The organism is Streptomyces sp. NPDC051976 (genome assembly GCF_040680795.1).
Classification (GTDB): Bacteria; Actinomycetota; Actinomycetes; order Streptomycetales; family Streptomycetaceae; genus Actinacidiphila.
The window spans coordinates 82,690-101,925 of record NZ_JBFAXL010000008.1; the positions used below are offsets into that span (position 1 = coordinate 82,690).

Genomic DNA, 19,236 nt, shown 5'->3' on the forward strand with positions numbered 1-19,236 from the left:
TCACACATTCGGCCCAACCTCACCACGGGCCAGGTGATGCACCGTCAGCGGCCGGTTAACAACACGGGGTGAGCAGCAGAACCGGAACGACCGACGAAACGGACAGCGGACATGCTGACTGACGCCGACATCCGCAATGCGACCAAGACCCGGGCAGGCGCCCCGGACCGCGCGACCGGGACCGCGACCGGCACCCCGGGCGCCCCGGTGACGACCGAGGCCCGCACCCATCTTGCCCTGGCCACCGTGGGGCTGGCGATCGCTTTCTGGGCCTGGGGGCTGATCAGCCCGCTCGGGCCCATCTACCGGCAGGAACTGGGCCTCAGCGCGGCCCAGAAGTCCCTGCTGGTCGCCGCCCCGCTACTGGTCGGCTCGCTCGGCCGGATCCCGGCGGGCGCCCTCACCGACCGCTACGGCGCCCGGCTGACCCTCCCGCTGATCAGCTTCGCCACCGCCGTGCCGGTGCTGGCCCTCTGCCTCGTCCACTCCTACTGGCCGCTGGTCCTGGTCGGCCTGCTGCTCGGCATCGGCGGCAGCTTCCTCGCCGCGGCCGTGCCGTACGCCACCGCCTGGTTCCCGCCCGAGCGCCGCGGCCTGGCCACCGGCGTCCTCGGCCTGGGCACCGGCGGCACCGCCCTCGCGATCTTCCTCACCCCGCACTTCCTGCGCTGGTTCGACGACGCCAACGCCATGTTCTACGTCGTCGCCGCCGCGCTGCTGCTGTACGGCACGGCCGCCGCCGTCCTCACCAGGGACGCCCCCGGCCGCCCGGTCCCGTCCGGCACCTTCGGCCGGCGGCTGGCCGCGGCCGCACGGCAGACCGCCACCGTCAGGCTCGCCATGCTCTCCACGGTCTGCGTCGGCGCCTTCGTCGCGATGGGCGCCTATCTGACGACGTACTTCAAGGACGCCTACGACCTCTCGCAGAACGACGCGGCCACCCGTACCGCGCTCTTCCTGCTGGTCGCCGTCCTCTTCCGTCCGCTCGGCGGCGCGCTGTGCGACCACACGGGCCCGGCCCGGGTGCTCGTCGCCTCCTTCGCCGCGTGCGGCGCGGCGGCCGTCGGGCAGACCTTCACCCCGGCGCTCGCCCCTTGGGCAACCCTGGCCTTCCTGGTGCTCGCCGCGGGCATCGGCCTGGGCTGCGGCGCGGTGCTCGCCCTGACCGTCACCGTCACCGGCCGGGACCGGCTCGGCACGGTCACCGGTCTGACCGGCGCCGCGGGCGGCCTCGGCGGCTCCCTCCCGCCCCTGGTGCTGGGCTTCGGCTCCGGCGAGACCAGCGCCTTCGCCCTCGCCCTGCTCCTGCTGTCCTGCACGGCGCTGGCCGCCGCCTTCTTCACCGCCCACCACCTGCTGGGCCGCGGCCGCGAGGAACTGGCGGACGCGATCGGCGCGTAGCCCCCTCCCTCCCCCTGGACCACCTCGGACCCCGCCCGCTGACCGCGGCGCGGGGTCCGGCATGCTGACGGGGTGAGGGATGCGGGTGGGACCGGCGGGGGGCGGCGCGGGGGACGGGGCCACGCCGGACGCGGCCACGGGGGACGCGGCCTCGGGGGACGGGGATAGCCGCACGTGCACTCCGTCATCACCGGCTTCCTGCCCATCTGGGTGGTCACCGCGCTCGGCTGGATCGCCGGCAGGTACCGCGTACTCGGCGACGAGGCGCAGACCGTGCTCGGCCGCTTCGCCTTCACCTTCGCCATGCCGTCACTGCTCTTCCTGACGATGTCCCGGTCGCACATCGGCGCACTCGCCACCGCGGGCGTCGGCGTCTTCGCCCTCAGCCTGGTCGCGGTCTTCGCCGCCGGACTCGCCCTGGCCCGCTGGGTCTTCCGGCACCGCCAGGCCGACCAGTCGATCGCGGCGATGTGCGGCTCCTACGTCAACTCCGCCAACCTCGGCATCCCGGTCGCCGTCCACGTCCTGCACGACACGACCTTCATCATCTCCGCGGCGCTCTTCCAGATGCTCTTCATCACGCCGCTGATCCTGGTGCTGATAGACCTCGACACCCACCGCGGCCCGGGCGCCCGCTGGGGGCGCATGCTCCAACTCCCCTTCCGGAACCCGGTCATCGCCGCCTCCGCGGCGAGCCTGGCGGTCGCCGCCGCCGGCTGGCACCTCCCCGCCGAGGCGACCTCCCCGCTCCAGCTCCTGGGCGGCGCCGCCGTCCCCTCGGCCCTCTTCGCCCTCGGCATCTCCCTCAACACCCGCACCCGCCCCTCCCCCGCCGCCCGCACCGAACGCCGCCTCCTGGTCGCCCTCAAGATCGCCGCCCAGCCCCTGCTCGCCTACCTCCTGGCCCGCTACGCCTTCTCCCTCCACGGCCACGCCCTCTTCGCCGTCGTCCTCTGCTCCGGCCTCCCCACCGCCCAGAACGCCTTCATCTTCGCCTCCGAATACCGCCTCGACACCGAACTCCCCCGCGACACCGTCCTCCTCACCACCCTCCTCTCGATGCTCTCCCTCTCCCTGATCGCCTACCTCCTGGGCTGAAGCGCCGCCCGCCGCGGCCGTACCGCGAACGGGCCCCCTCAGCCGATCGGTTGAGGGGGCCCAGCCGTACGGTGCACCGGCCGGAGGCCGCGGAAGGCGGTCGAGGACGTGTCGTTCGCCGTGGAGCGGGGGGAGACCCCTCGGCGTCAGCGACCGCGCCGCCGCCGTAGCCGAAGCCTTCAACCGCGGCCTCCTCACCCCCGCCGCCGCCGCGAGCCCTGAGGGCATGAAAAAAGCCTCCGGCGGATTTCTCCGCCGGAGGCTTTTCCTTGCTACGTGGACCTGAGGGGATTCGAACCCCTGACCCCCTCGATGCGAACGAGGTGCGCTACCGGACTGCGCCACAGGCCCTTGCAACGAGGAAAACTCTAGCATCCCGGGAGTGGTGGTCGTGAACGGGATTCGCGCTGGTCCGCGCCGCCGGGGCGGCGCAGACCGGAGCGGGCTACTCGTTGGCGGCGCGGCGGCGGTCGGGGTCGGCGTACTGGTCGAAGAGCGGGGTGCGCGGGGTGCGGGTGCGCGGGCGGCGGGTCGGCGGGGTGGCGGGGGGCGCCGGGGCCGGGTCCGCCGGTGTGGTGCCGGAGCGGGCGGAGCTCCAGGTGTCGGGGGCGTTCAGGTCGATGCCGCCCGGGGTACGGGGGGCGACCGGGGCCGTCACATAGGTCGGCAGCGGCACCGGGACCGGGTCCCAGCCGTCGTCGCCGGACTGCTGGGCACGCTGCTGGTCGACCCACTCGGCGTGGTCGGTCTGCTCGACGAGGGCGCGGCGGTCGGCAGTGCGCGGCGAGGGCGCGGGCTCCTCGGCGACCGGCGCGGCGGGCGCGGGCGGCTCCTCGGCGGCGGGCGCCGGGCGGGCGCGCAGCCGACGGGCCGCCTCGGCGGCGTGCCGCTGGTCGATACGGACCTCGAAGCGGCGGCGCTCCTGGCGGCGCATCTGGCCGATGTAGAGCGTCAGCAGCACGGCCGGTACGGCGGGCGCCCAGAGCAGGGCGAGGCCGCCGACGGCGGCAGCGACGGCGCCGACGGTGAAGACGAGGAAGAGCAGCGTGGTGGTGCGCCGGCGGCGGGCGAGCACCTTGGCCCGCGGATTGGGCACACCGGGGTGAGCCGCCGCGTGCCCGGAGTGCGCCGGGTGGGCGTGGTGCGCGGCGCGGGCCGCGGGCCGTACCTCGGTCGCGGGCACGGCGAGGTCCCGGACGTCCACCGCGTCGGCGAGATCGTCCTCGGGTGCATCGTCGGGCGTGCCAAGGGCGGGCTCGGCGGACTCACCTCGCGCCTTCGCGACGCGCCGCTCCATCGCCGCCCGCCCGGACAGCAGCCGGATGGCGGTGCTGAAGCGTTCCGTCGGACGCGCTTCGTTGAGCTCGTCCTGCCTACGGAGCCACATCGGCACCAAGTAGGCAGCCCAGGCCCCGACGATGACTGCGTAGATGAGGCCACTACTGCTCACGCGTTACACGGTAGGGGTGATCGAGACACGCCATACGCAATTTGGCCCGGTGTGTCGCACGATCTGGCTGATATGCCGAGATTTTTTTGCGATTGGCTTCATTTTCGAACAATTGTTTTATTTTCGGGGGGTGCCGGGCCTGGCCTGCCGCCAGCGGTTCAGCAGCCCCTCGGGGACTTCCTCCGCCGTCAGCGCGTACACCAGATGGTCCCGCCATCCACCGTCGATATGCAGATAGCGCGGACGTAGTCCCTCTTCACGGAAGCCCAGCTTTTCGGCCACCCTGCGGCTGGGACCGTTCTCCGGGCGGATGCAGACCTCGACCCGGTGCAGGCCCACGCGACGGAAGCAGTGGTCGACGGCGAGCGCGACGGAGGTGGGCATGACGCCGCGCCCGGCGACCGCCTCGTCGACCCAGTACCCGATGTGCGCGGAGCACATCGAGCCCCAGGTGATGCCCGCGACGGTGAGCTGGCCCGCGAGCCGCCCCTGGTACTCGATCACGAACGGCAGCATCCGCCCGGCGCTCGCCTCGGCCCGTAGGTGGCGCACCATCTGACGGTACGTGGGGCGCTGGGCGACATGGCCGGGCGGGGCGGGCGGCACGGTGGCCTCCCACGGGCGCAGCCAGTCGCGGTTGCGGCGGTTGACCTCGCGCCACGCCCGCTGGTCGCGCATCCGGATCGGGCGGAGGGTGATGTCACCGTCCACCAGTTCGGCGGGCCAGGACCCGTTCAGCTCGGTCTCCTCGGGACGGAGGTGTCCGCGTCGGCGGGCGTCTCCGCGGCTGCGGAGGACGGTGCGTGCGCGGAGGACGGCGGGTTCGCGGACGACGGCGCCGGGTGGTCGCCGCCGTGGATCTGGTCGACGGCGTGGACGAGCAGCGGGGCGAGTACGGCCAGGCCGTCCTTGACCCCGCCGGTCGAACCGGGGAGGTTCACCACCAGGGTGCGGCCACTGACCCCCGCGACGCCACGGGACAGCACGGCGGTGGGCACCTTCTCCCGGCCCGCGGCGCGGATCGCCTCCGCGATGCCGGGGATCTCGTAGTCCAGTACGGCCCGGGTGACCTCGGGGGTGCGGTCGGTGGGCGAGATTCCGGTGCCGCCGGTGGTGACCACCACGTCGTACCCGGCGGCGGCGGCCTCGCGCAGCACGGCGCCGACCGGGTCGCCGTCGGGCACGACCCGCGGCCCGTCGACCGCGAACCCGAGCGCTTCGAGACCGGCGACGATCAGCGGGCCGCCGCGGTCCTCGTACACCCCGGCGGCGGCGCGGTTGGAGGCGGTGACGGCGAGCGCACGCGGCGGCGAGTTCCGCGCGGAGCCGCTCACAGCCCCGGAGCCTCTGATGGTCTCGGACCCGCTCTCGGCCCCGGAGCCGCTCACAGCCTCGGACCCGCTCATGAGCGGTGCCAGTCGCCGGACTTGCCGCCGGTCTTCTCCTCGACGCGGACGTCGGTGATGACCGCCGCCTTGTCGACGGCCTTGACCATGTCGATCACGGTGAGAGCGGCGACGGTGACGGCGGTCAGCGCCTCCATCTCCACGCCGGTGCGGTCCGTGGTCTTCACCGTGGCGGTGATCTCCACCGCCTCGTCGGTGACCGCGAGGTCGACCTTGACGCCGGAGACGGCGAGCGGGTGGCACAGCGGGATCAGGTCGGGAGTGCGCTTGGCCCCCATGATGCCCGCGATCCGCGCGGTGGCCAGGGCGTCGCCCTTGGGGACGCCCTCGCCGCGCAGCAGCTCCACGACGCGGGGTGCGACGAGGACCCGGCCGGTGGCGCGGGCCGTACGCGCGGTGACGTCCTTGGCGGAGACGTCGACCATGCGGGCGGCGCCTGCCTCGTCGAGGTGGGTGAGGTGGTGCGGCGCGCTGCTCATGGTTCTCCCCGTGCGGTCTCTTGGGCAGACACCGTACCGGCAGGATCCGACACCCGGGCCGCGGGTCCGTGACACCCGCCGCGGGTCACCCCGGCTCAGTCGTCCAGCAGGATCACTTCCACGTCCTCGCCCGCCGCGACCGAGGTGCTCTCCTCCGGTACGACGATCAGGCAGTCGGCGTGCGCCAACGCCTTGACCAGGTGCGATCCCGCGCCGCCGACCGGGGTGACGGTGCCGGCGGCCCGGTCGTGACTGCCGCGCAGGAACTGCCGGCGCCCCTGGGGCGACGACTCGATCGCGGTGGTGCAGAAGGCCCGTGCGACCTCGCGGTGCACCGCGCCCGCGCCCATCAGGGTGCGGATGGCCGGGCGGACGAACAGCTCGAAGGAGACGTACGAGCTGACCGGGTTGCCGGGCAGCGCCAGCAGCGGGGTGCGGTCGGGGCCGATCCGGCCGAAGCCCTGGGGCTTGCCGGGCTGCATGGCGAGCTTGCGGAAGTCGACATGGCCGGTGCCCTCGCCGTCCGCCGCGTCGGGGCTGTCGGCGATCGAGGACAGCGCCTCCTTGACCACGTCGTACGCGCCGACACTGACGCCGCCGCTGGTGACGATGATGTCGGCGCGGATCAGCTGGTCCTCGATGGTGGCGCGCAGCGTCTCGACCTCGTCGGCGACGGCGCCCACCCGGTAGGCGATGGCCCCGGCGGCGCGCGCGGCGGCGGTCAGCGCGAAGCTGTTGGAGTCGTGGATCTGGCCGGGGCCGAGCGCCTCGCCGGGCTGCACCAGCTCGCTGCCGGTGGAGATCACCACGACCCGGGGGCGCGGCCTGACCCGTACGGTGGCGCGGCCGACGGCGGCCAGCAGGCCGATCTGCGGCGGGCCGAGGATCGTACCGGCGGCGAGCGCCAGCTCTCCGGCGGCGACGTCGCTGCCGCGGGCGCGGACGAACTGGCCGTGTTCCGCGGGCCGGTGCACCCGGACCTCGCCGGCCGCGCCCGCCGGGTCGCTGCTGGCGGCGGTCATCGCGGTGGCGGGTCCGCCGCCGGTGCCGCCGTCGGTCCACTCGACGGGGACGACGGCCTCGGCGCCGGGCGGCAGCGGGGCGCCGGTCATGATCCGCGCGGCCTGGCCGGGTCCGACGGTGGGCAGCTCCCCGCTGCCCGCCGCCACGTCGCCGATCACGTCGAGGACGGCGGGGTGCTCCTCGGTCGCCGCCTTGATGTCGGCGGTACGGACGGCGTACCCGTCCATGGAGCTGTTCTCGAAGGGTGGCAGCGCGCCCGGCACGGTGACGTCCTCGACCAGTACGCAGCCCTGCGCGTCCAGGAGTTGCAGCTCGATCGGCTCCAGCGGGGCGAGTTGCCCCAGGATGCTGTCGAGATGTTCGGAGACGGACCACACTCGGTCGGCGTCATGACTCACTCTTGCATCTCCTCGGTGACGTACGAACGCAGCCAGGTCCGGAAATCGGGCCCCAGGTCATCACGTTCGCATGCCAGTCGGACAATCGCACGCAGATAGTCCCCGCGGTCGCCGGTGTCGTAGCGGCGGCCGTGGAAGACCACGCCGTGCACCGGGCCGCCGCTGTCGTCGCGGTGCGACAGCTCCCGCAGCGCGTCGGTCAGCTGGATCTCGCCGCCGCGGCCGGGCTCGGTCTTCTTGATCGCCTCGAAGACGGCCGGGTCGAGCACATAGCGGCCGATGATCGCGTAGTTGGACGGCGCCTGCTCGGGGTGCGGCTTCTCGACCAGGTCCGTGACGCGCACGACGTCGTCGTCGTCGGTGGGCACTATGGCGGCGGATCCGTACAGGTGGATCTGGGAGGGGTCGACCTCCATGAGGGCGATCACACTGCCGCCGTGCCGCTCCTGGACGTCGATCATGCGGGACAGCAGCGGGTCGCGCGGGTCTATCAAGTCGTCGCCGAGGAGGACGGCGAACGGCTGGTCGCCGACGTGCGGCTCGGCGCAGAGCACGGCGTGGCCCAGGCCGCGCGGGTCACCCTGGCGTACATAGTGCATGGTGGCGAGGTCGCTGGACTCGCGGACCCGGGCGAGCCGTGACTCGTCGCCCTTGCGGGTGAGTGCCTCTTCGAGCTCGTAATTGCGGTCGAAGTGGTCCTCCAGGGCACGCTTGTTGCGGCCGGTGATCATGAGCACATCGGAGAGGTTCGCGGAGACCGCCTCCTCGACCACGTACTGGATGGCGGGCTTGTCCACCACGGGCAGCATTTCCTTCGGCGTCGCCTTGGTCGCCGGGAGGAACCGGGTGCCGAGACCGGCCGCCGGAATGACAGCCTTGCTGAGCCGGGTACGTGAGTGCGTCATGGGGGCACATTAGCGGGCCTGAATGTGCTGTAGATGAAGATCTGGTTGATTGTGGCTGATAGGCGGCGGTTGTGCGTGGTATGAGGGAAGCCCCTGATGAGAAGGCCGAGCTGCGGGCGGAACTCCTGCGGGCCCGGCGCGGCTTGACCGCGGCGGCACGCGAGGCGGCGGGCGCGGCACTGGCCACGAGGGTACGGGAGCTGCCCGAGCTGGCGGCAGGCGGCACCGTCGCCGCATATGTCTCCATGGGCGCGGAACCCGGCACCAGGGAGCTGATCGACGCGCTGCGGGACGCCGGGACGCGGGTGCTGCTGCCGGTGCTCCTGCCCGACAACGACCTGGACTGGGCGGTGTACCGGGGGCCGCGGGCGCTGGAGCGCACCAGGCGCGGCCTGTGGGAGCCGACCGGCGAGCGGCTGGGGCGGGAGGCGGTCACCGAGGTGAGCGCCGTGCTGCTGCCGGGTCTCGCGGTGGACGCGACCGGGGTACGGCTGGGGCGCGGAGGCGGATCGTACGACCGGGTGCTCGCGCGGCTCCAGGCGGCCGGGGCGGAACCGCTGCTCCTGGTGCTGCTCTATCCGCACGAGGTGGTCGCGCACGTCCCGAGGGAACCGCACGACCACCCGGTGCATCTGGCGGTCACACCGGAAGGGGTGCACCGCTTCCCGTCCTGAACGCGTTCAGGACGGGTTCGGCACGGGTTCACGGCAGGGCTGGGGCGTGGGCCGCGGCACTACGGCGTGAGCGCCATCTTCTGCTTGGTCGCCTTCTCCACCTGGGGAGCGGTGAACGCCCAGGGCAGCAGTTCGCCGTTGGCCCACATGCCGGTCTGGTCGGTGTAATGGGCGCTGTAGACGTGCCCTGAGGCGCCGGTGAGGTTGATCCACCGGGACTTGTCGAAGTCCTGGAGGTTGACGACCATCCGCATCGACGGCACCCACACCACGTCGTAGCCGCCCGCCGCGTTCCAGCCGGTCGCGTCCACGGCCGCCTCACCGCCGCCGAGCTGGTAGGGGCCGCGGTTGAGCAGCCACTTGACGACCGAGGGGCCGTCGGTGCCCAGGGTCTGGTTCTTGAGCTCCAGCTTGTGCAGCCGGCCCCAGCTCCAGGTGTCCATGTCCTTGCCGAGCTTGGCGGTCAGCTCGTAGCGGGCGTCCCTCATGGCCTGTTCGAGGAGCTGGTCGCGGTCGGTACGGTGCGCCTTGTTGGTGTCGCCGGTGAAGAACGCGGTGGTGGACATCGTCCACCAGGGGCTGTTCTGGTTGGGCAGGAGGTTGCGCACCACCTCGAACCAGCGGTCGCCGCCGTCCGGCTGCGCGTCGGCGGGGTCGCGCTCGCCGCACTCCCTGATGGTGGGGCTCTCGCCGTTGAGGTTGTCGACCGGTCCCGTCTGCCCGGCAGGCAGCACCCGCAGGCACTGGCCCTCGGGGCGCAGTTCCTTGGGCAGCTTGTTGCCGAACGCCAGCTTGAGCACGTTGCGCCAGACCGCGTTGAAGTACGCCGCCGCCGCGGAGTCCGCGTCCTGGTTGTAGTCCCAGCCCTCCAGCAGCTTCTGCGCGCCCCGCACGTAGTCGTGCTTGTCGTTGGTGATGTCGACCTTCAGCAGGTAGGGCACCAGCAGCTTGGCGATCTCACTGCTGCTGTCGCCCTGCATGGACTGCATGTCGTCCATGGAGACCTTGCCGCCGTCCTTGATCTTGGACGCGATGAGGTCGTTGATCCGCTGACTCCTGGTGCCGTATCCCCAGTCCTCGGTGAGCAGGTACGGGTACTTGCTCTGGTCGATGACGGCCTGGTTCGCGGTGACGATGTAGCCGCGTGACGGGTTGTACTCGTACGGCATCGACTTGAACGGGATGTACTTGCCCGTCCATGCGTAGTGCGAGTCCCAGCCGGGGGCCGGGTACCTGCCGTCGACGCCCGCCTGGCGGATCGGCACCTGGCCGGGCGCCTGGTAGCCGATGTTGCCCTTGGTGTCGGCGTAGATCAGGTTCTGCGAGGGCACCGCGAAGTCGGCGGCGGCGGCGCGGAATCCCTTGAAGTCGGTGGCCCGGTCGAGCTCGAAGACCGCGTCCATCGACTTCGAAGGGGTGAGTGCCGTCCATCTCAGGGCGACCGCGTAGCCGCCGTTGACCCCGCCCGGCGGGTTCGCCACCGACGCGTTCTGGCCGAGGGTGCGGATCTCGTCGCTGCGGTCGGAGATCACCGGGCCGTTGTTGGTCTCGCGCACCGTGATGGTGCGGTCCTTGCCGCCCGCGACCTTGATCGTCTCCTGGTGCGTCTTGAAGGGCAGCTGCTTGCCGTCGTACAGGTACGTGTTCGCCGTGACCTTCTCCAGGTACAGGTCGGTCACGTCGGCGCCCAGGTTGGTCATGCCCCAGGCGATGTCCTGGTTGTGGCCGATGATCACGCCGGGCATGCCGGAGAAGGTGTATCCGGCCACGTCGTACGGGCACGCGGCGCTCACGGTGCGGCAGTGCAGCCCCATCTGGTACCAGAGCGAGGGCAGTTGCGGCGCCAGGTGCGGGTCGTTGGCGAGCAGCGGCTCGCCCGTGGTCGTGTATTTGCCCGACACCACCCACGAGTTGGAGCCGATGCCGTCGCCCGCGGGGCCGAGCAGCGCGGGCATCTGGTCGATGATCTGCGAGATGCCGGAGAGCTGCGAGTTGACGGCGTTGCTGAGCCCCTGCGGGCCGCCGGTCGACGCGGGCTGGTACGTGCCGGTGGTCTTGTCGACGCTGCCGGCGTCCACGATCGGGCGGTTTCGCGCATAAGGGTAGGCGGGGTAGAGCTGCGCGATCTGCGCCTGGCTGAGGCGGCTGGTGCTCAGGGCGCGGTCGATCTCGTCCTGCATGTTGTCGCGCAGGTCCCACGCCATCGCCTTGAGCCAGGCGACCGAGTCGACCGGCGTCCAGGGCTGCGGCTTGTAGTTGTTGACGAAGCCCAGGGCCGCGTACTCCACCGAGAGCCCGGCACCGCTGTGGTCCTTCAGGTACGCGTTGACGCCGTCGGTGTACGCCTGCAGGTACTGCTTGGTGGTGGCGCTGAGCTTGGTGTCGTACTCCTGCTGCGCGATGCCGTGCCAGTTGAGGGTGCGCAGGAAGGCGTCGGTCTCCACCTGCCCCTTGCCGAACATCTCCGACAGCCGCCCCGAGGTGAGGTGGCGGCGCACGTCCATCTCGTAGAAGCGGTCCTGCGCCTGCACGAAGCCCTGGGCGCGGAAGAGATCGGCCGGGGTGTCGGCGTAGATCTGCGGGATGCCGTTGCCGTCGCGCATCACATCGACCGGTCCCGACAGGCCCTTGAGCTTGAGCGAGCCCGAGGTCTGCGGGAACGACGCACGCACGGTGCTCACGCCCCAGTAGGACCCGTATCCCATGCCCGTCACGAGCAGCAGCACGAACGCGATCACGATCAGGCGTAGGCGGCGGGACTTCTTCCGAGCGGGCATCGCTGTCCTTCGAGGGGGCAGGGCGGACCGGTGATCAGGGTGCTCTTGGTGCAAGGGCAACCATAGGCGCACGCCCTGTGGCGGCTGGACGCGGAGTCTTCCCGGACCCCGCCACGGGCGCGGAGGTGACCTTGATGTGACCATGGAACGTCAAGAGCGGGTAAAATGTTAGGCAAGGCAACGAAGTTGAAAGGACCGCCACCCTGACTGTCCACCACCTCAACGAGATCCTGCTCGTCGGCGCCTCGGTCCTGCTGGTCGCCGTCGTCGCCGTCCGCCTCGCCTCACGCAGCGGTCTGCCGACCCTGCTCATCTACCTCGGCATCGGCGTCGTCATCGGCCAGGACGGCCTTTTCGGCTTCACCTTCGACAATGTGCAATTGACCCAAGTGCTGGGCTATGCCGCACTTGTGGTGATTCTGGCCGAAGGTGGACTCGGCACGAAGTGGCAGGCGATCAAGCCGGTGCTGCCCGCGGCCGCGGTGCTCTCCACCTTCGGGCTGCTGCTGAGCGTGCTGATCACCGCGAGCGCCGCGCACTATCTGGTCGACCTGGACTGGCGGCAGGCACTGATCATCGGCGCGGTGGTGTCGTCGACCGACGCGGCGGCGGTCTTCTCCGTGCTGCGCAACGTCCCGCTGCCCAAGAGGGTGACCGGTGTCCTGGAGGCGGAGTCGGGCTTCAACGACGCCCCCGTGGTCATCCTGGTGGTGGCCTTCTCCGCCGCGGGACCGGTCGAGCACTGGTACCAACTGCTGGGCGAGATCGCGCTGGAGCTGGTCATCGGCGCCGCCATAGGGCTGGCGGTCGGCTGGTTGGGCGCCTACGCGATCAAGCACCTGGCACTGCCCGCCTCCGGTCTGTACCCGATCGCGGTGATGGCCATCGCGGTCGGCGCCTACGCGGCCGGCGCCATCGCGCACGGCTCGGGCTTCCTGGCCGTCTACGTCGCCTCGCTGATCCTGGGCAACGCGAAACTGCCGCACGGGCCGGCCACCCGCGGTTTCGCCGAGGGGCTCGGCTGGATCGCCCAGATCGGCCTGTTCGTCCTGCTGGGCCTGCTGGTCACCCCGCACGAGCTGGGCGACGACATCGTGCCCGCCCTGGTGATCGGCCTGATCCTGACCGCTGTGGCCCGCCCCGCCTCCGTGGTGGCCAGCCTGGTGCCGTTCCGCATCCCCTGGCGCGAGCAGGCCCTGATGTCCTGGGCGGGGCTGCGCGGCGCGGTGCCGATCGTGCTCGCCACCATCCCCATGGTGGCCGGGGTCGCGGACAGCAAGCGGATCTTCAACATCGTCTTCGTCCTGGTGATCTTCTACACCCTGGTGCAGGGCCCGACCCTGCCCTGGCTCGCCCGGCGCCTGCGGCTGGCCGGTGACAGCGGCGGCGCCGACCTCGGCATCGAGTCCGCGCCCCTCGAGCGGCTCCGCGGCCATCTGCTCTCCGTCGCCATCCCGGACGGCTCCCGCATGCACGGCGTCGAGGTCAACGAGCTGCGGCTGCCCGCGGGCGCCGCAGTCACGCTGGTGGTGCGCGAGGGCACCAGCTTCGTGCCGCTGCCCTCGACGGTGCTGCGGCGCGGCGACGAGCTGCTGGTGGTGACCACCGACCCGGTACGGGACGCCGCCGAGGACCGGCTGCGCGCGGTCGGCCGGGGCGGCAAGCTCGCCGGCTGGCTGGGGCACCGCTGAGCGGCCTGCGGCGGGAAGCGGGCAGCGGGCCGCGGCGGGGGCCGCGTATCATGATGAGGTACTTGTCGAGTTCAACCTCTGTCTGACGCAGAGCCGGCGCGGTATCCCGCGCTAGCGGACGGCTCTCGGCGCGACACGCGGGCACCCCCGCGACCCGCGCTACCAGGCAGCAGAAAGACCAGGCCGTGGCATCCACGGTGTCCACTCCCTCGTCGTCCAGCACCTCGCCGTCCAGCACGGCCGGCACGCCCACCGCGCCGCACAAGGCGCCGCCCGCACCCGTGAAGCCGGGTTACCGGCAGCTTCTGCGCACTCCGGGCGCCTGGGCCTTCCTCCTCCCCGGCTTCGCCGCACGGCAGCCCTTCGCGATGCTCACCATCGGCATCGTGCTGCTCGTGGAGCACACCACCGGCTCCTACGGGACCGCTGGCTCCGTCGCGGCCGTCACCGGTGTCTCGATGGCCCTGTGCGCGCCGCGCGCCGGCCGGCTCGCCGACCGGCTGGGGCAGCGCGCGGTGCTGCTGCCCGGTGTCGTCCTGCACTCCGCCGCCGTCGTCGCTCTGGTGGCCCTGGCGCTGGCCCACGCGCCCGTCTGGGCGCTCTTCGCCGCCGCCGTGCCCTCGGGTGCCACCGTCCCCCAGGTCGGCCCCATGGTGCGGGCCCGCTGGGCCGTGGCGCTGCACAGCACGGGGACGCCGTCCTCGTCCGCCTCGCCCCTGATGACGACCGCGGCGGCCTTCGAGTCGGTGACGGACGAGTTCACCTTCGTGATCGGCCCGGTGCTGGCCACCGCGCTGTGCACTGCGGTGCACCCGGCCGCCGGGCTGCTCACCGAGGCCGCGCTGACCCTGGTGGGCGGAATCCTCTTCGCCGCGCAGCGAAGCACCGCCCCCGTCCCGCACCGCCCGGCCGCCGGGGCGCGCGTGAAGCACCCCTCGGCGCTGTCCGTCCCCGGCGTGCGGGCGCTCGCCGTCGCCTTCCTGGGCATCGGCGCGGTCTTCGGCGGCATGCAGGTGTCACTGACCGCCGTCACCCAGGACATCGGCCGCCCTGGCCTGAGCGGTGTGCTCTACGGCACCTTCGCGGCCGGGAACATGCTGGCCGGTGTGGTCTACGGCGCCATCTCCTGGCGGCGCAGCCCGCGCAGCCGCCTGCTGGCGGCGTACGCGGCCCTGACGCTGGCCACGGCCCCGCTGTGGGCCGCACACGCCGTACCGCTGCTCGCCGCGCTCGGGCTGCTGGTCGGCCTGTGCATCGCGCCCGCGCTGATCACCGGCTACACCCTGGTGGACGCGCTGGTGCCGAGCGCGACCCGCACCGAGGCCTTCACCTGGCTGACCGGCTCGGTCGCCCTCGGCCAGGCCGTGGCCGTCACCGCGGCCGGTCTGCTCGCCGACCATGTGGGCCCGCACGCCGGTTTCACCGTGCCGCTGGCCGGTACGGCGCTGGCCCTGGCGGTGCTCATGGGGCTGCGCGGACGCCTGGTGCCGCACTCCCGTGGAGTGGTCGCCGCGGGTGTGATCGGTCACCGTCCGCCGGTCAAGGTGGACTGACGCCGGGAAATACTGCACTATTGAACGTCGTTAGCACTCAACGAGTGAGAGTGCCAGGAGGAGCAAGTGCCGACGTACCAGTACCAGTGCACCGAGTGCGGCGAGGGCCTCGAGGCGGTGCAGAAGTTCACCGATGACGCGCTCACGGTGTGCCCCAACTGCAGCGGACGCCTGCGCAAGGTCTTCTCCGCCGTGGGCGTGGTCTTCAAGGGCTCCGGTTTCTACCGGACCGACAGCCGCGGCTCCTCGTCGAGCAGCGCGCCCGCCACCAAGAGCGGCGGCTCGGACAGCGGCTCCGGCAGCAAGGCCGACAGCAAGCCCGCGGGCTCGTCGACCAGCTCCTCGTCGAGCGCGAGCAAGGGCTCCTCGTCCACCAGCAGCACGTCCGCGGCCTAGGCCCGGACGCGCCCGCGGCCCGGTAGCCGGGTACGGGCACCGCAGACCTTACGAACCCCCGTCGTCTTCGCGGCGGGGGTTCGTCGCGCCCAAGGCGCCGGATTAGGGTGATCTCCATGGTGGAGAGCAGCAGTGCGACGCAAGCGCGGGCCGAGATCGGCGTCATCGGCGGGTCCGGTTTCTACTCGTTCCTCGACGATGTGACGGAAATCACCGTCGACACTCCCTATGGCCCGCCGAGCGACTCGCTCTTCCTCGGTGAGGTCGGCGGACGCCGGGTGGCGTTCCTGCCGCGGCACGGCCGCAAGCACACCCTGCCGCCGCACAAGATCAACTACCGGGCCAATCTGTGGGCCCTGCGGTCCGTCGGCGCGCGCCAGGTCCTCGGGCCGTGCGCCGTGGGCGGGCTGCGCGCGCAGTACGGCCCCGGCACCCTGCTGGTGCCCGACCAGCTCGTGGACCGCACCAAGTCCCGCGCCCAGTCGTACTTCGACGGTGAGACGCGGGCCGACGGCCAGGTGCCGAACGTGGTGCACGTGACCTTCGCCGACCCCTACTGCCCCGTCGGCCGCAGGGCCGCCGTGGACACCGCGCGGGCGAGCGGCTGGGAGGCGGTCGACGGCGGCACACTCGTGGTCGTCGAGGGCCCGCGCTTCTCGACCCGCGCGGAGTCGCTCTGGCACGCCGCGCAGGGCTGGTCCGTGGTCGGCATGACCGGCCACCCCGAGGCCGTGCTCGCCCGTGAACTCGGCCTCTGCTACACGTCGTTGACCCTCGTCACCGACCTGGACGCGGGCGCCGACACCGGCGAGGGCGTCTCCCACGAGGAGGTGCTCGAGGTCTTCGCGGCCAACGTGGGCCGGATGCGGGACGTGCTCTTCGACGTGATCGGCGCGCTGCCGGACAGCGACGAGCGCTCCTGCCTGTGCGTGGACGCGCTGGGCGGCCAGGACACGGGGATCATCCTGCCGTAGCCGCGGGTGGGGCCCGTGGGCGTAGCCACGGGTGGGCCGTGAGCTCGTCGACGGGGCGCCGCTGGCCCGCCGGCGCGGGGCCGTTGGCCTGTGGGCGCGGGCCCATCGGGCTGTCGCGGCGTGGGTGGACCGGCCGCTCACTCTCACGGGTGGCCGGGTTATCCACAACTGGCTGGTTGTCCACAGGACTTCGGGGCATGTCAGCGGAGTGCGCGAAGGTGGATGCGTCGACCGGATCTCCCGGTCCGCTTCCCTCTCACGCCAGGCGGTGGTCCCCCATGTCCTCGTACCCCTCCCCCAACTCGCCGGTCGGGCCGCGCACACCCGAGCAGTACGCCCCGCCGGGCCGCGCGGTGCCGGACTTCCCGCCGATCAGAGCCGGTGGGCGGCGCCCACTGCTGGGCGGGGCCGTGGGGCGGCGCACGCTCGCGGCCGGGCTGGCCGTCACCGCGGCCGCGCTCGCCGGTTCAGCGGCCTACGGGGCCGCGCCACGGCCGGTGGCGGCGGCGCGTGGGCCGGCGGCGCGGGCACAGCTACCGCCGGGCCCCCTCGGTGGCGCGGTGGTGGGGCGTCGGCGCCCACCGGGTCCACCCGCGACGCACGACGCCTCCGACGCCCACGGCCCGGTGCGAGTGCCGCGTGACGCGGGCGGCGAGCAGGTCAGGGCGCCGGTCCGGATCGCGGACGCCGCGGCCGTCGCGCTGCTGCGCCCCGGCGACCGGGTCGACGTGCTGGCGGGGGCACGCGTCGTCGCCTCGGGGGTGCCGGTCGTCGCGGTCCCGGGCCCGCCCGGTGCCGCGCTGGTCCTGCTGTCCGTGCCACGCCGCACCGCCGCCGCGCTCTCCGGGGCCGCCCTCGCGTCCCCGCTGGCGGTGGCGCTGTGCTGAATCACCCTTTCGTGAACGGCGATTGGACACGCGGACACCCGACTGCCTTCGATGGCGGAATCCACCATTCCGCCTCATCGGCGCCAGGGAAACAGAGGGACCGCTGTGACCGACAACAGCAAGCCGAGCCTCCTCGCGGGCTTCAAGGAATTCATCACGCGCGGGAACGTGATCGACCTCGCGGTCGCGGTGGTCATCGGTGCCGCGTTCACCAGCGTGGTGAACTCCGTGGTCAACGGGGTCATCAACCCGCTGGTCGGCGCGTTCGGCACCAAGGCCCTCGACAACTACTCGTCCTGCCTGAAGGGCCCGTGCAAGGTGGACGCGAAGGGCCAGGCCATCAGCGGTATCCACATCCTGTGGGGATCGGTGCTCGGCGCGCTGCTGACCTTCCTGATCACGGCCGCGGTGGTGTACTTCCTGATGGTCGTGCCGATGTCCCGGTACCTGGCCCGGCAGGCGGCCAAGCGCAAGCACACCGAGGTCGAGGAGAAGGTGACCGAGATCGAGGAGATCACCCTGCTGCGGGACATCCGGGACGCGCTGGTCGCCCCGCGCAGCGGTGGCGGCTCCTGATCCGGTCCGCTCAGAGGTGGTGCGGCGGCTTCTCGTTGAGGAAGCGCGTGAAGTCGTCGTCCCCCGAGCCGCCGGACCGCTCGCCCCAGCCGCGGTCGGTGTCGTCGGACGACGGCCGGTCCAGCGGATCGTCGAAGACCAGCGCTGCGGGGTTCCCCTTGGGCGCGGTGCCGGCGCTCCCGCCGGAGGTGGCGGCGGAGGAGTCGACGGGCGCCTCGCCGTGGGCGTCGGCGGGCGTCTCTTCCGGGGTGGGGCCGGGCGTGGTGCTCATGGCTCCAGGGTACGGCGAATGGGCTCCGGCCCGGCCGTCGCGCCTGCTCAAGCGGGTGCGGGGAGATACCCCAAGTGTCCGTTTGAGCCAACGTGGCGGATATACCTGGCCGCATGCAGCCATCACCCTCAGACGAACTCGACATCGACCGGTCGGACCCGGCGTACCGGACCTGGCTGAGCGAGGCCGTCCGGCGCGTCCAGGCCGACGCGAACCGCTCCGCCGACACCCACCTGCTGTCGGTGCCGCTGCCGCCGGACTGGGGCGTCGACCTCTACCTCAAGGACGAGTCCACCCACCCGACGGGCTCGCTCAAGCACCGGCTGGCCCGGTCGCTGTTCCTCTACGCCCTCTGCAACGGATGGGTACGGCCCGGCCGCCCGGTGATCGAGGCGTCCAGCGGCTCGACGGCGGTCTCGGAGGCGTACTTCGCCCGGCTGATCGGGGTGCCGTTCGTCGCGGTGATGGCCCGCAGCACCGTGCAGGCGAAGATCGAGCTGATCGAGTTCCACGGCGGCCGATGTCATCTCGTCGACGACCCCTGCGAGGTGTACGAGACGGCCGCGCGGCTGGCGCGGGAGACCGGCGGCCACTACATGGACCAGTTCACGTACGCGGAGCGGGCCACCGACTGGCGCGGCAACAACAACATCGCCGAATCGATCTTCCGGCAGATGTCCGCCGAGCGGTTCCCGGTCCCGGCCTGGATCGTGGCCACGGCGGGCACCGGGGGCACCTCGGCGACGCTGGCGAGGTACGTGCGCTACATCCAGGCGACCACCGGGATCTGCGTGGCCGACCCGGAGAACTCCGCCTTCTTCCCCGGCTGGCGCGACCACGACCCGGAGTTCACCACGGACACCGGCTCCCGTATCGAGGGGATCGGCCGCCAGCGGGTGGAGCCGAGCTTCATCCCGGGGGCGATCGACCGCATGATGCGCGTCCCGGACGCCGCCTCCATCGCCTCCGTCCGCGTCCTGGAGCGCCTCCTGGGCCGGCGGGCGGGCGCCTCGACCGGCACCGGGCTGTGGGCGGCGTTCCGGATCATCTCCGAGATGCGTGAGCGCGGCGAGAGCGGCAGCGTGGTGGGCCTGCTGTGCGACCCGGGCGAGCGGTATCTGGAGAAGTACTACGCGGACGGCTGGCTGGCCGCGCAGGGCATCGGGATCGGCCCCTATGTGGAGCGGATCGAACGGTTCCTCACCGGCGGGACACTGGAGCGGTAGGTTCCGCATCGCCGCAGGTGAGTGGGGCTGTGCGGCTGTTACCCGGAGGTG

General features: G+C 72.2%; 18 protein-coding genes and 1 tRNA gene. 10 read left to right on the forward strand and 9 right to left on the reverse strand.

Annotated features, from left to right (window positions below; all coding sequences use genetic code 11):
- Nucleotides 1-111: 111 nt before the first annotated feature.
- The gene (locus tag AB0M29_RS11670) at nt 112-1,401 is read left to right on the forward strand and encodes an MFS transporter (protein ID WP_365382023.1); all 1,290 of its coding nucleotides are present in this window, start codon (nt 112-114) and stop codon (nt 1,399-1,401) included.
- A gap of 174 nt (nt 1,402-1,575) precedes the next feature.
- On the forward strand, nt 1,576-2,499 hold the full coding sequence (locus AB0M29_RS11675) for an AEC family transporter (RefSeq protein ID WP_365382024.1): 924 nt from the start codon (nt 1,576-1,578) through the stop codon (nt 2,497-2,499).
- A 277-nt stretch (nt 2,500-2,776) separates the two neighbouring features.
- On the opposite strand, the gene AB0M29_RS11680 is transcribed toward AB0M29_RS11675, so the two are convergent.
- The 7 genes from AB0M29_RS11680 to galU form a co-directional block, all read right to left on the reverse strand.
- Nucleotides 2,777-2,850, reverse strand: a tRNA-Ala gene (locus AB0M29_RS11680).
- A gap of 94 nt (nt 2,851-2,944) precedes the next feature.
- Entirely contained in the window at nt 2,945-3,949 is a 1,005-nt protein-coding gene (locus tag AB0M29_RS11685) for a hypothetical protein (protein WP_365382025.1), read from the reverse strand.
- A 117-nt stretch (nt 3,950-4,066) separates the two neighbouring features.
- Complete coding sequence (locus AB0M29_RS11690; protein ID WP_365382163.1) at nt 4,067-4,687, reverse strand: GNAT family protein; 621 nt, start codon at nt 4,685-4,687, stop codon at nt 4,067-4,069.
- A complete protein-coding gene (locus AB0M29_RS11695; protein WP_365382026.1) occupies nt 4,684-5,283 on the reverse strand; it encodes a MogA/MoaB family molybdenum cofactor biosynthesis protein in 600 nt (199 codons plus the stop codon). The genes AB0M29_RS11690 and AB0M29_RS11695 overlap by 4 nt, the downstream gene beginning before the upstream one ends.
- A 68-nt stretch (nt 5,284-5,351) precedes the next feature.
- Nucleotides 5,352-5,834, reverse strand: coding sequence for a cyclic pyranopterin monophosphate synthase MoaC (gene moaC / locus AB0M29_RS11700; RefSeq protein ID WP_365382027.1), 483 nt, complete (start codon nt 5,832-5,834; stop codon nt 5,352-5,354).
- Between the two features lie 95 nt (nt 5,835-5,929).
- Entirely contained in the window at nt 5,930-7,255 is a 1,326-nt protein-coding gene (glp, locus tag AB0M29_RS11705; protein WP_365382028.1) for a gephyrin-like molybdotransferase Glp, read from the reverse strand.
- Nucleotides 7,252-8,160: a UTP--glucose-1-phosphate uridylyltransferase GalU gene (galU, locus tag AB0M29_RS11710; RefSeq protein WP_365382029.1), complete on the reverse strand. Its 909-nt coding sequence runs from the start codon at nt 8,158-8,160 to the stop codon at nt 7,252-7,254. Before galU ends, glp begins: the two co-directional genes overlap by 4 nt.
- Nucleotides 8,161-8,240: 80 nt before the next feature.
- On the opposite strand from galU, the gene AB0M29_RS11715 reads away from it, so the two are divergent.
- A complete protein-coding gene (locus AB0M29_RS11715; protein ID WP_365382030.1) occupies nt 8,241-8,834 on the forward strand; it encodes a 5-formyltetrahydrofolate cyclo-ligase in 594 nt (197 codons plus the stop codon).
- 59 nt (nt 8,835-8,893) lie between these two features.
- Here the strand turns inward: AB0M29_RS11715 and AB0M29_RS11720 are convergent, their stop codons facing one another.
- A complete protein-coding gene (locus AB0M29_RS11720) occupies nt 8,894-11,611 on the reverse strand; it encodes a penicillin acylase family protein (RefSeq protein WP_365382031.1) in 2,718 nt (905 codons plus the stop codon).
- 203 nt (nt 11,612-11,814) lie between these two features.
- Here AB0M29_RS11720 and AB0M29_RS11725 point away from each other — a divergent pair, with 203 nt between their 5' ends.
- From AB0M29_RS11725 to AB0M29_RS11750, 6 genes are all read left to right on the forward strand, one after another.
- On the forward strand, nt 11,815-13,302 hold the full coding sequence (locus tag AB0M29_RS11725) for a potassium/proton antiporter (RefSeq protein WP_365382164.1): 1,488 nt from the start codon (nt 11,815-11,817) through the stop codon (nt 13,300-13,302).
- A 281-nt stretch (nt 13,303-13,583) separates the two neighbouring features.
- A complete protein-coding gene (locus AB0M29_RS11730) occupies nt 13,584-14,855 on the forward strand; it encodes an MFS transporter (RefSeq protein WP_365382165.1) in 1,272 nt (423 codons plus the stop codon).
- 66 nt (nt 14,856-14,921) lie between these two features.
- A complete protein-coding gene (locus AB0M29_RS11735; protein ID WP_365382032.1) occupies nt 14,922-15,251 on the forward strand; it encodes an FmdB family zinc ribbon protein in 330 nt (109 codons plus the stop codon).
- Nucleotides 15,252-15,367: 116 nt separating this feature from the next.
- Nucleotides 15,368-16,225, forward strand: a complete 858-nt coding sequence (locus AB0M29_RS11740) for an S-methyl-5'-thioadenosine phosphorylase (protein ID WP_365382033.1) — start codon at nt 15,368-15,370, stop codon at nt 16,223-16,225.
- A gap of 278 nt (nt 16,226-16,503) precedes the next feature.
- A complete protein-coding gene (locus tag AB0M29_RS11745) occupies nt 16,504-17,112 on the forward strand; it encodes a hypothetical protein (protein ID WP_365382034.1) in 609 nt (202 codons plus the stop codon).
- Nucleotides 17,113-17,217: 105 nt separating this feature from the next.
- Entirely contained in the window at nt 17,218-17,688 is a 471-nt protein-coding gene (locus AB0M29_RS11750; protein WP_365382035.1) for an MscL family protein, read from the forward strand.
- Between the two features lie 10 nt (nt 17,689-17,698).
- On the opposite strand, the gene AB0M29_RS11755 is transcribed toward AB0M29_RS11750, so the two are convergent.
- Nucleotides 17,699-17,959 (reverse strand): hypothetical protein, encoded by a 261-nt coding sequence (locus AB0M29_RS11755; RefSeq protein WP_365382036.1) that lies wholly within the window; start codon nt 17,957-17,959, stop codon nt 17,699-17,701.
- A gap of 113 nt (nt 17,960-18,072) precedes the next feature.
- Here AB0M29_RS11755 and AB0M29_RS11760 point away from each other — a divergent pair, with 113 nt between their 5' ends.
- Complete coding sequence (locus AB0M29_RS11760; protein ID WP_365382037.1) at nt 18,073-19,185, forward strand: PLP-dependent cysteine synthase family protein; 1,113 nt, start codon at nt 18,073-18,075, stop codon at nt 19,183-19,185.
- Nucleotides 19,186-19,236: the final 51 nt, after the last annotated feature.

Excerpts from the sequence above, each read along its gene's own strand:
- AB0M29_RS11670 (WP_365382023.1), top strand. The coding sequence starts at position 112 with ATGCTGACTGACGCCGACATCCGCAATGCGACCAAGACCCGGGCAGGC.
- moaC (WP_365382027.1), bottom strand. The coding sequence starts at position 5,834 with ATGAGCAGCGCGCCGCACCACCTCACCCACCTCGACGAGGCAGGCGCC.
- galU (WP_365382029.1), bottom strand. The coding sequence starts at position 8,160 with ATGACGCACTCACGTACCCGGCTCAGCAAGGCTGTCATTCCGGCGGCC.
- AB0M29_RS11715 (WP_365382030.1), top strand. The coding sequence starts at position 8,241 with ATGAGGGAAGCCCCTGATGAGAAGGCCGAGCTGCGGGCGGAACTCCTG.
- AB0M29_RS11720 (WP_365382031.1), bottom strand. The coding sequence starts at position 11,611 with ATGCCCGCTCGGAAGAAGTCCCGCCGCCTACGCCTGATCGTGATCGCG.
- AB0M29_RS11740 (WP_365382033.1), top strand. The coding sequence starts at position 15,368 with ATGGTGGAGAGCAGCAGTGCGACGCAAGCGCGGGCCGAGATCGGCGTC.
- AB0M29_RS11745 (WP_365382034.1), top strand. The coding sequence starts at position 16,504 with ATGTCCTCGTACCCCTCCCCCAACTCGCCGGTCGGGCCGCGCACACCC.
- AB0M29_RS11755 (WP_365382036.1), bottom strand. The coding sequence starts at position 17,959 with ATGAGCACCACGCCCGGCCCCACCCCGGAAGAGACGCCCGCCGACGCC.
- AB0M29_RS11760 (WP_365382037.1), top strand. The coding sequence starts at position 18,073 with ATGCAGCCATCACCCTCAGACGAACTCGACATCGACCGGTCGGACCCG.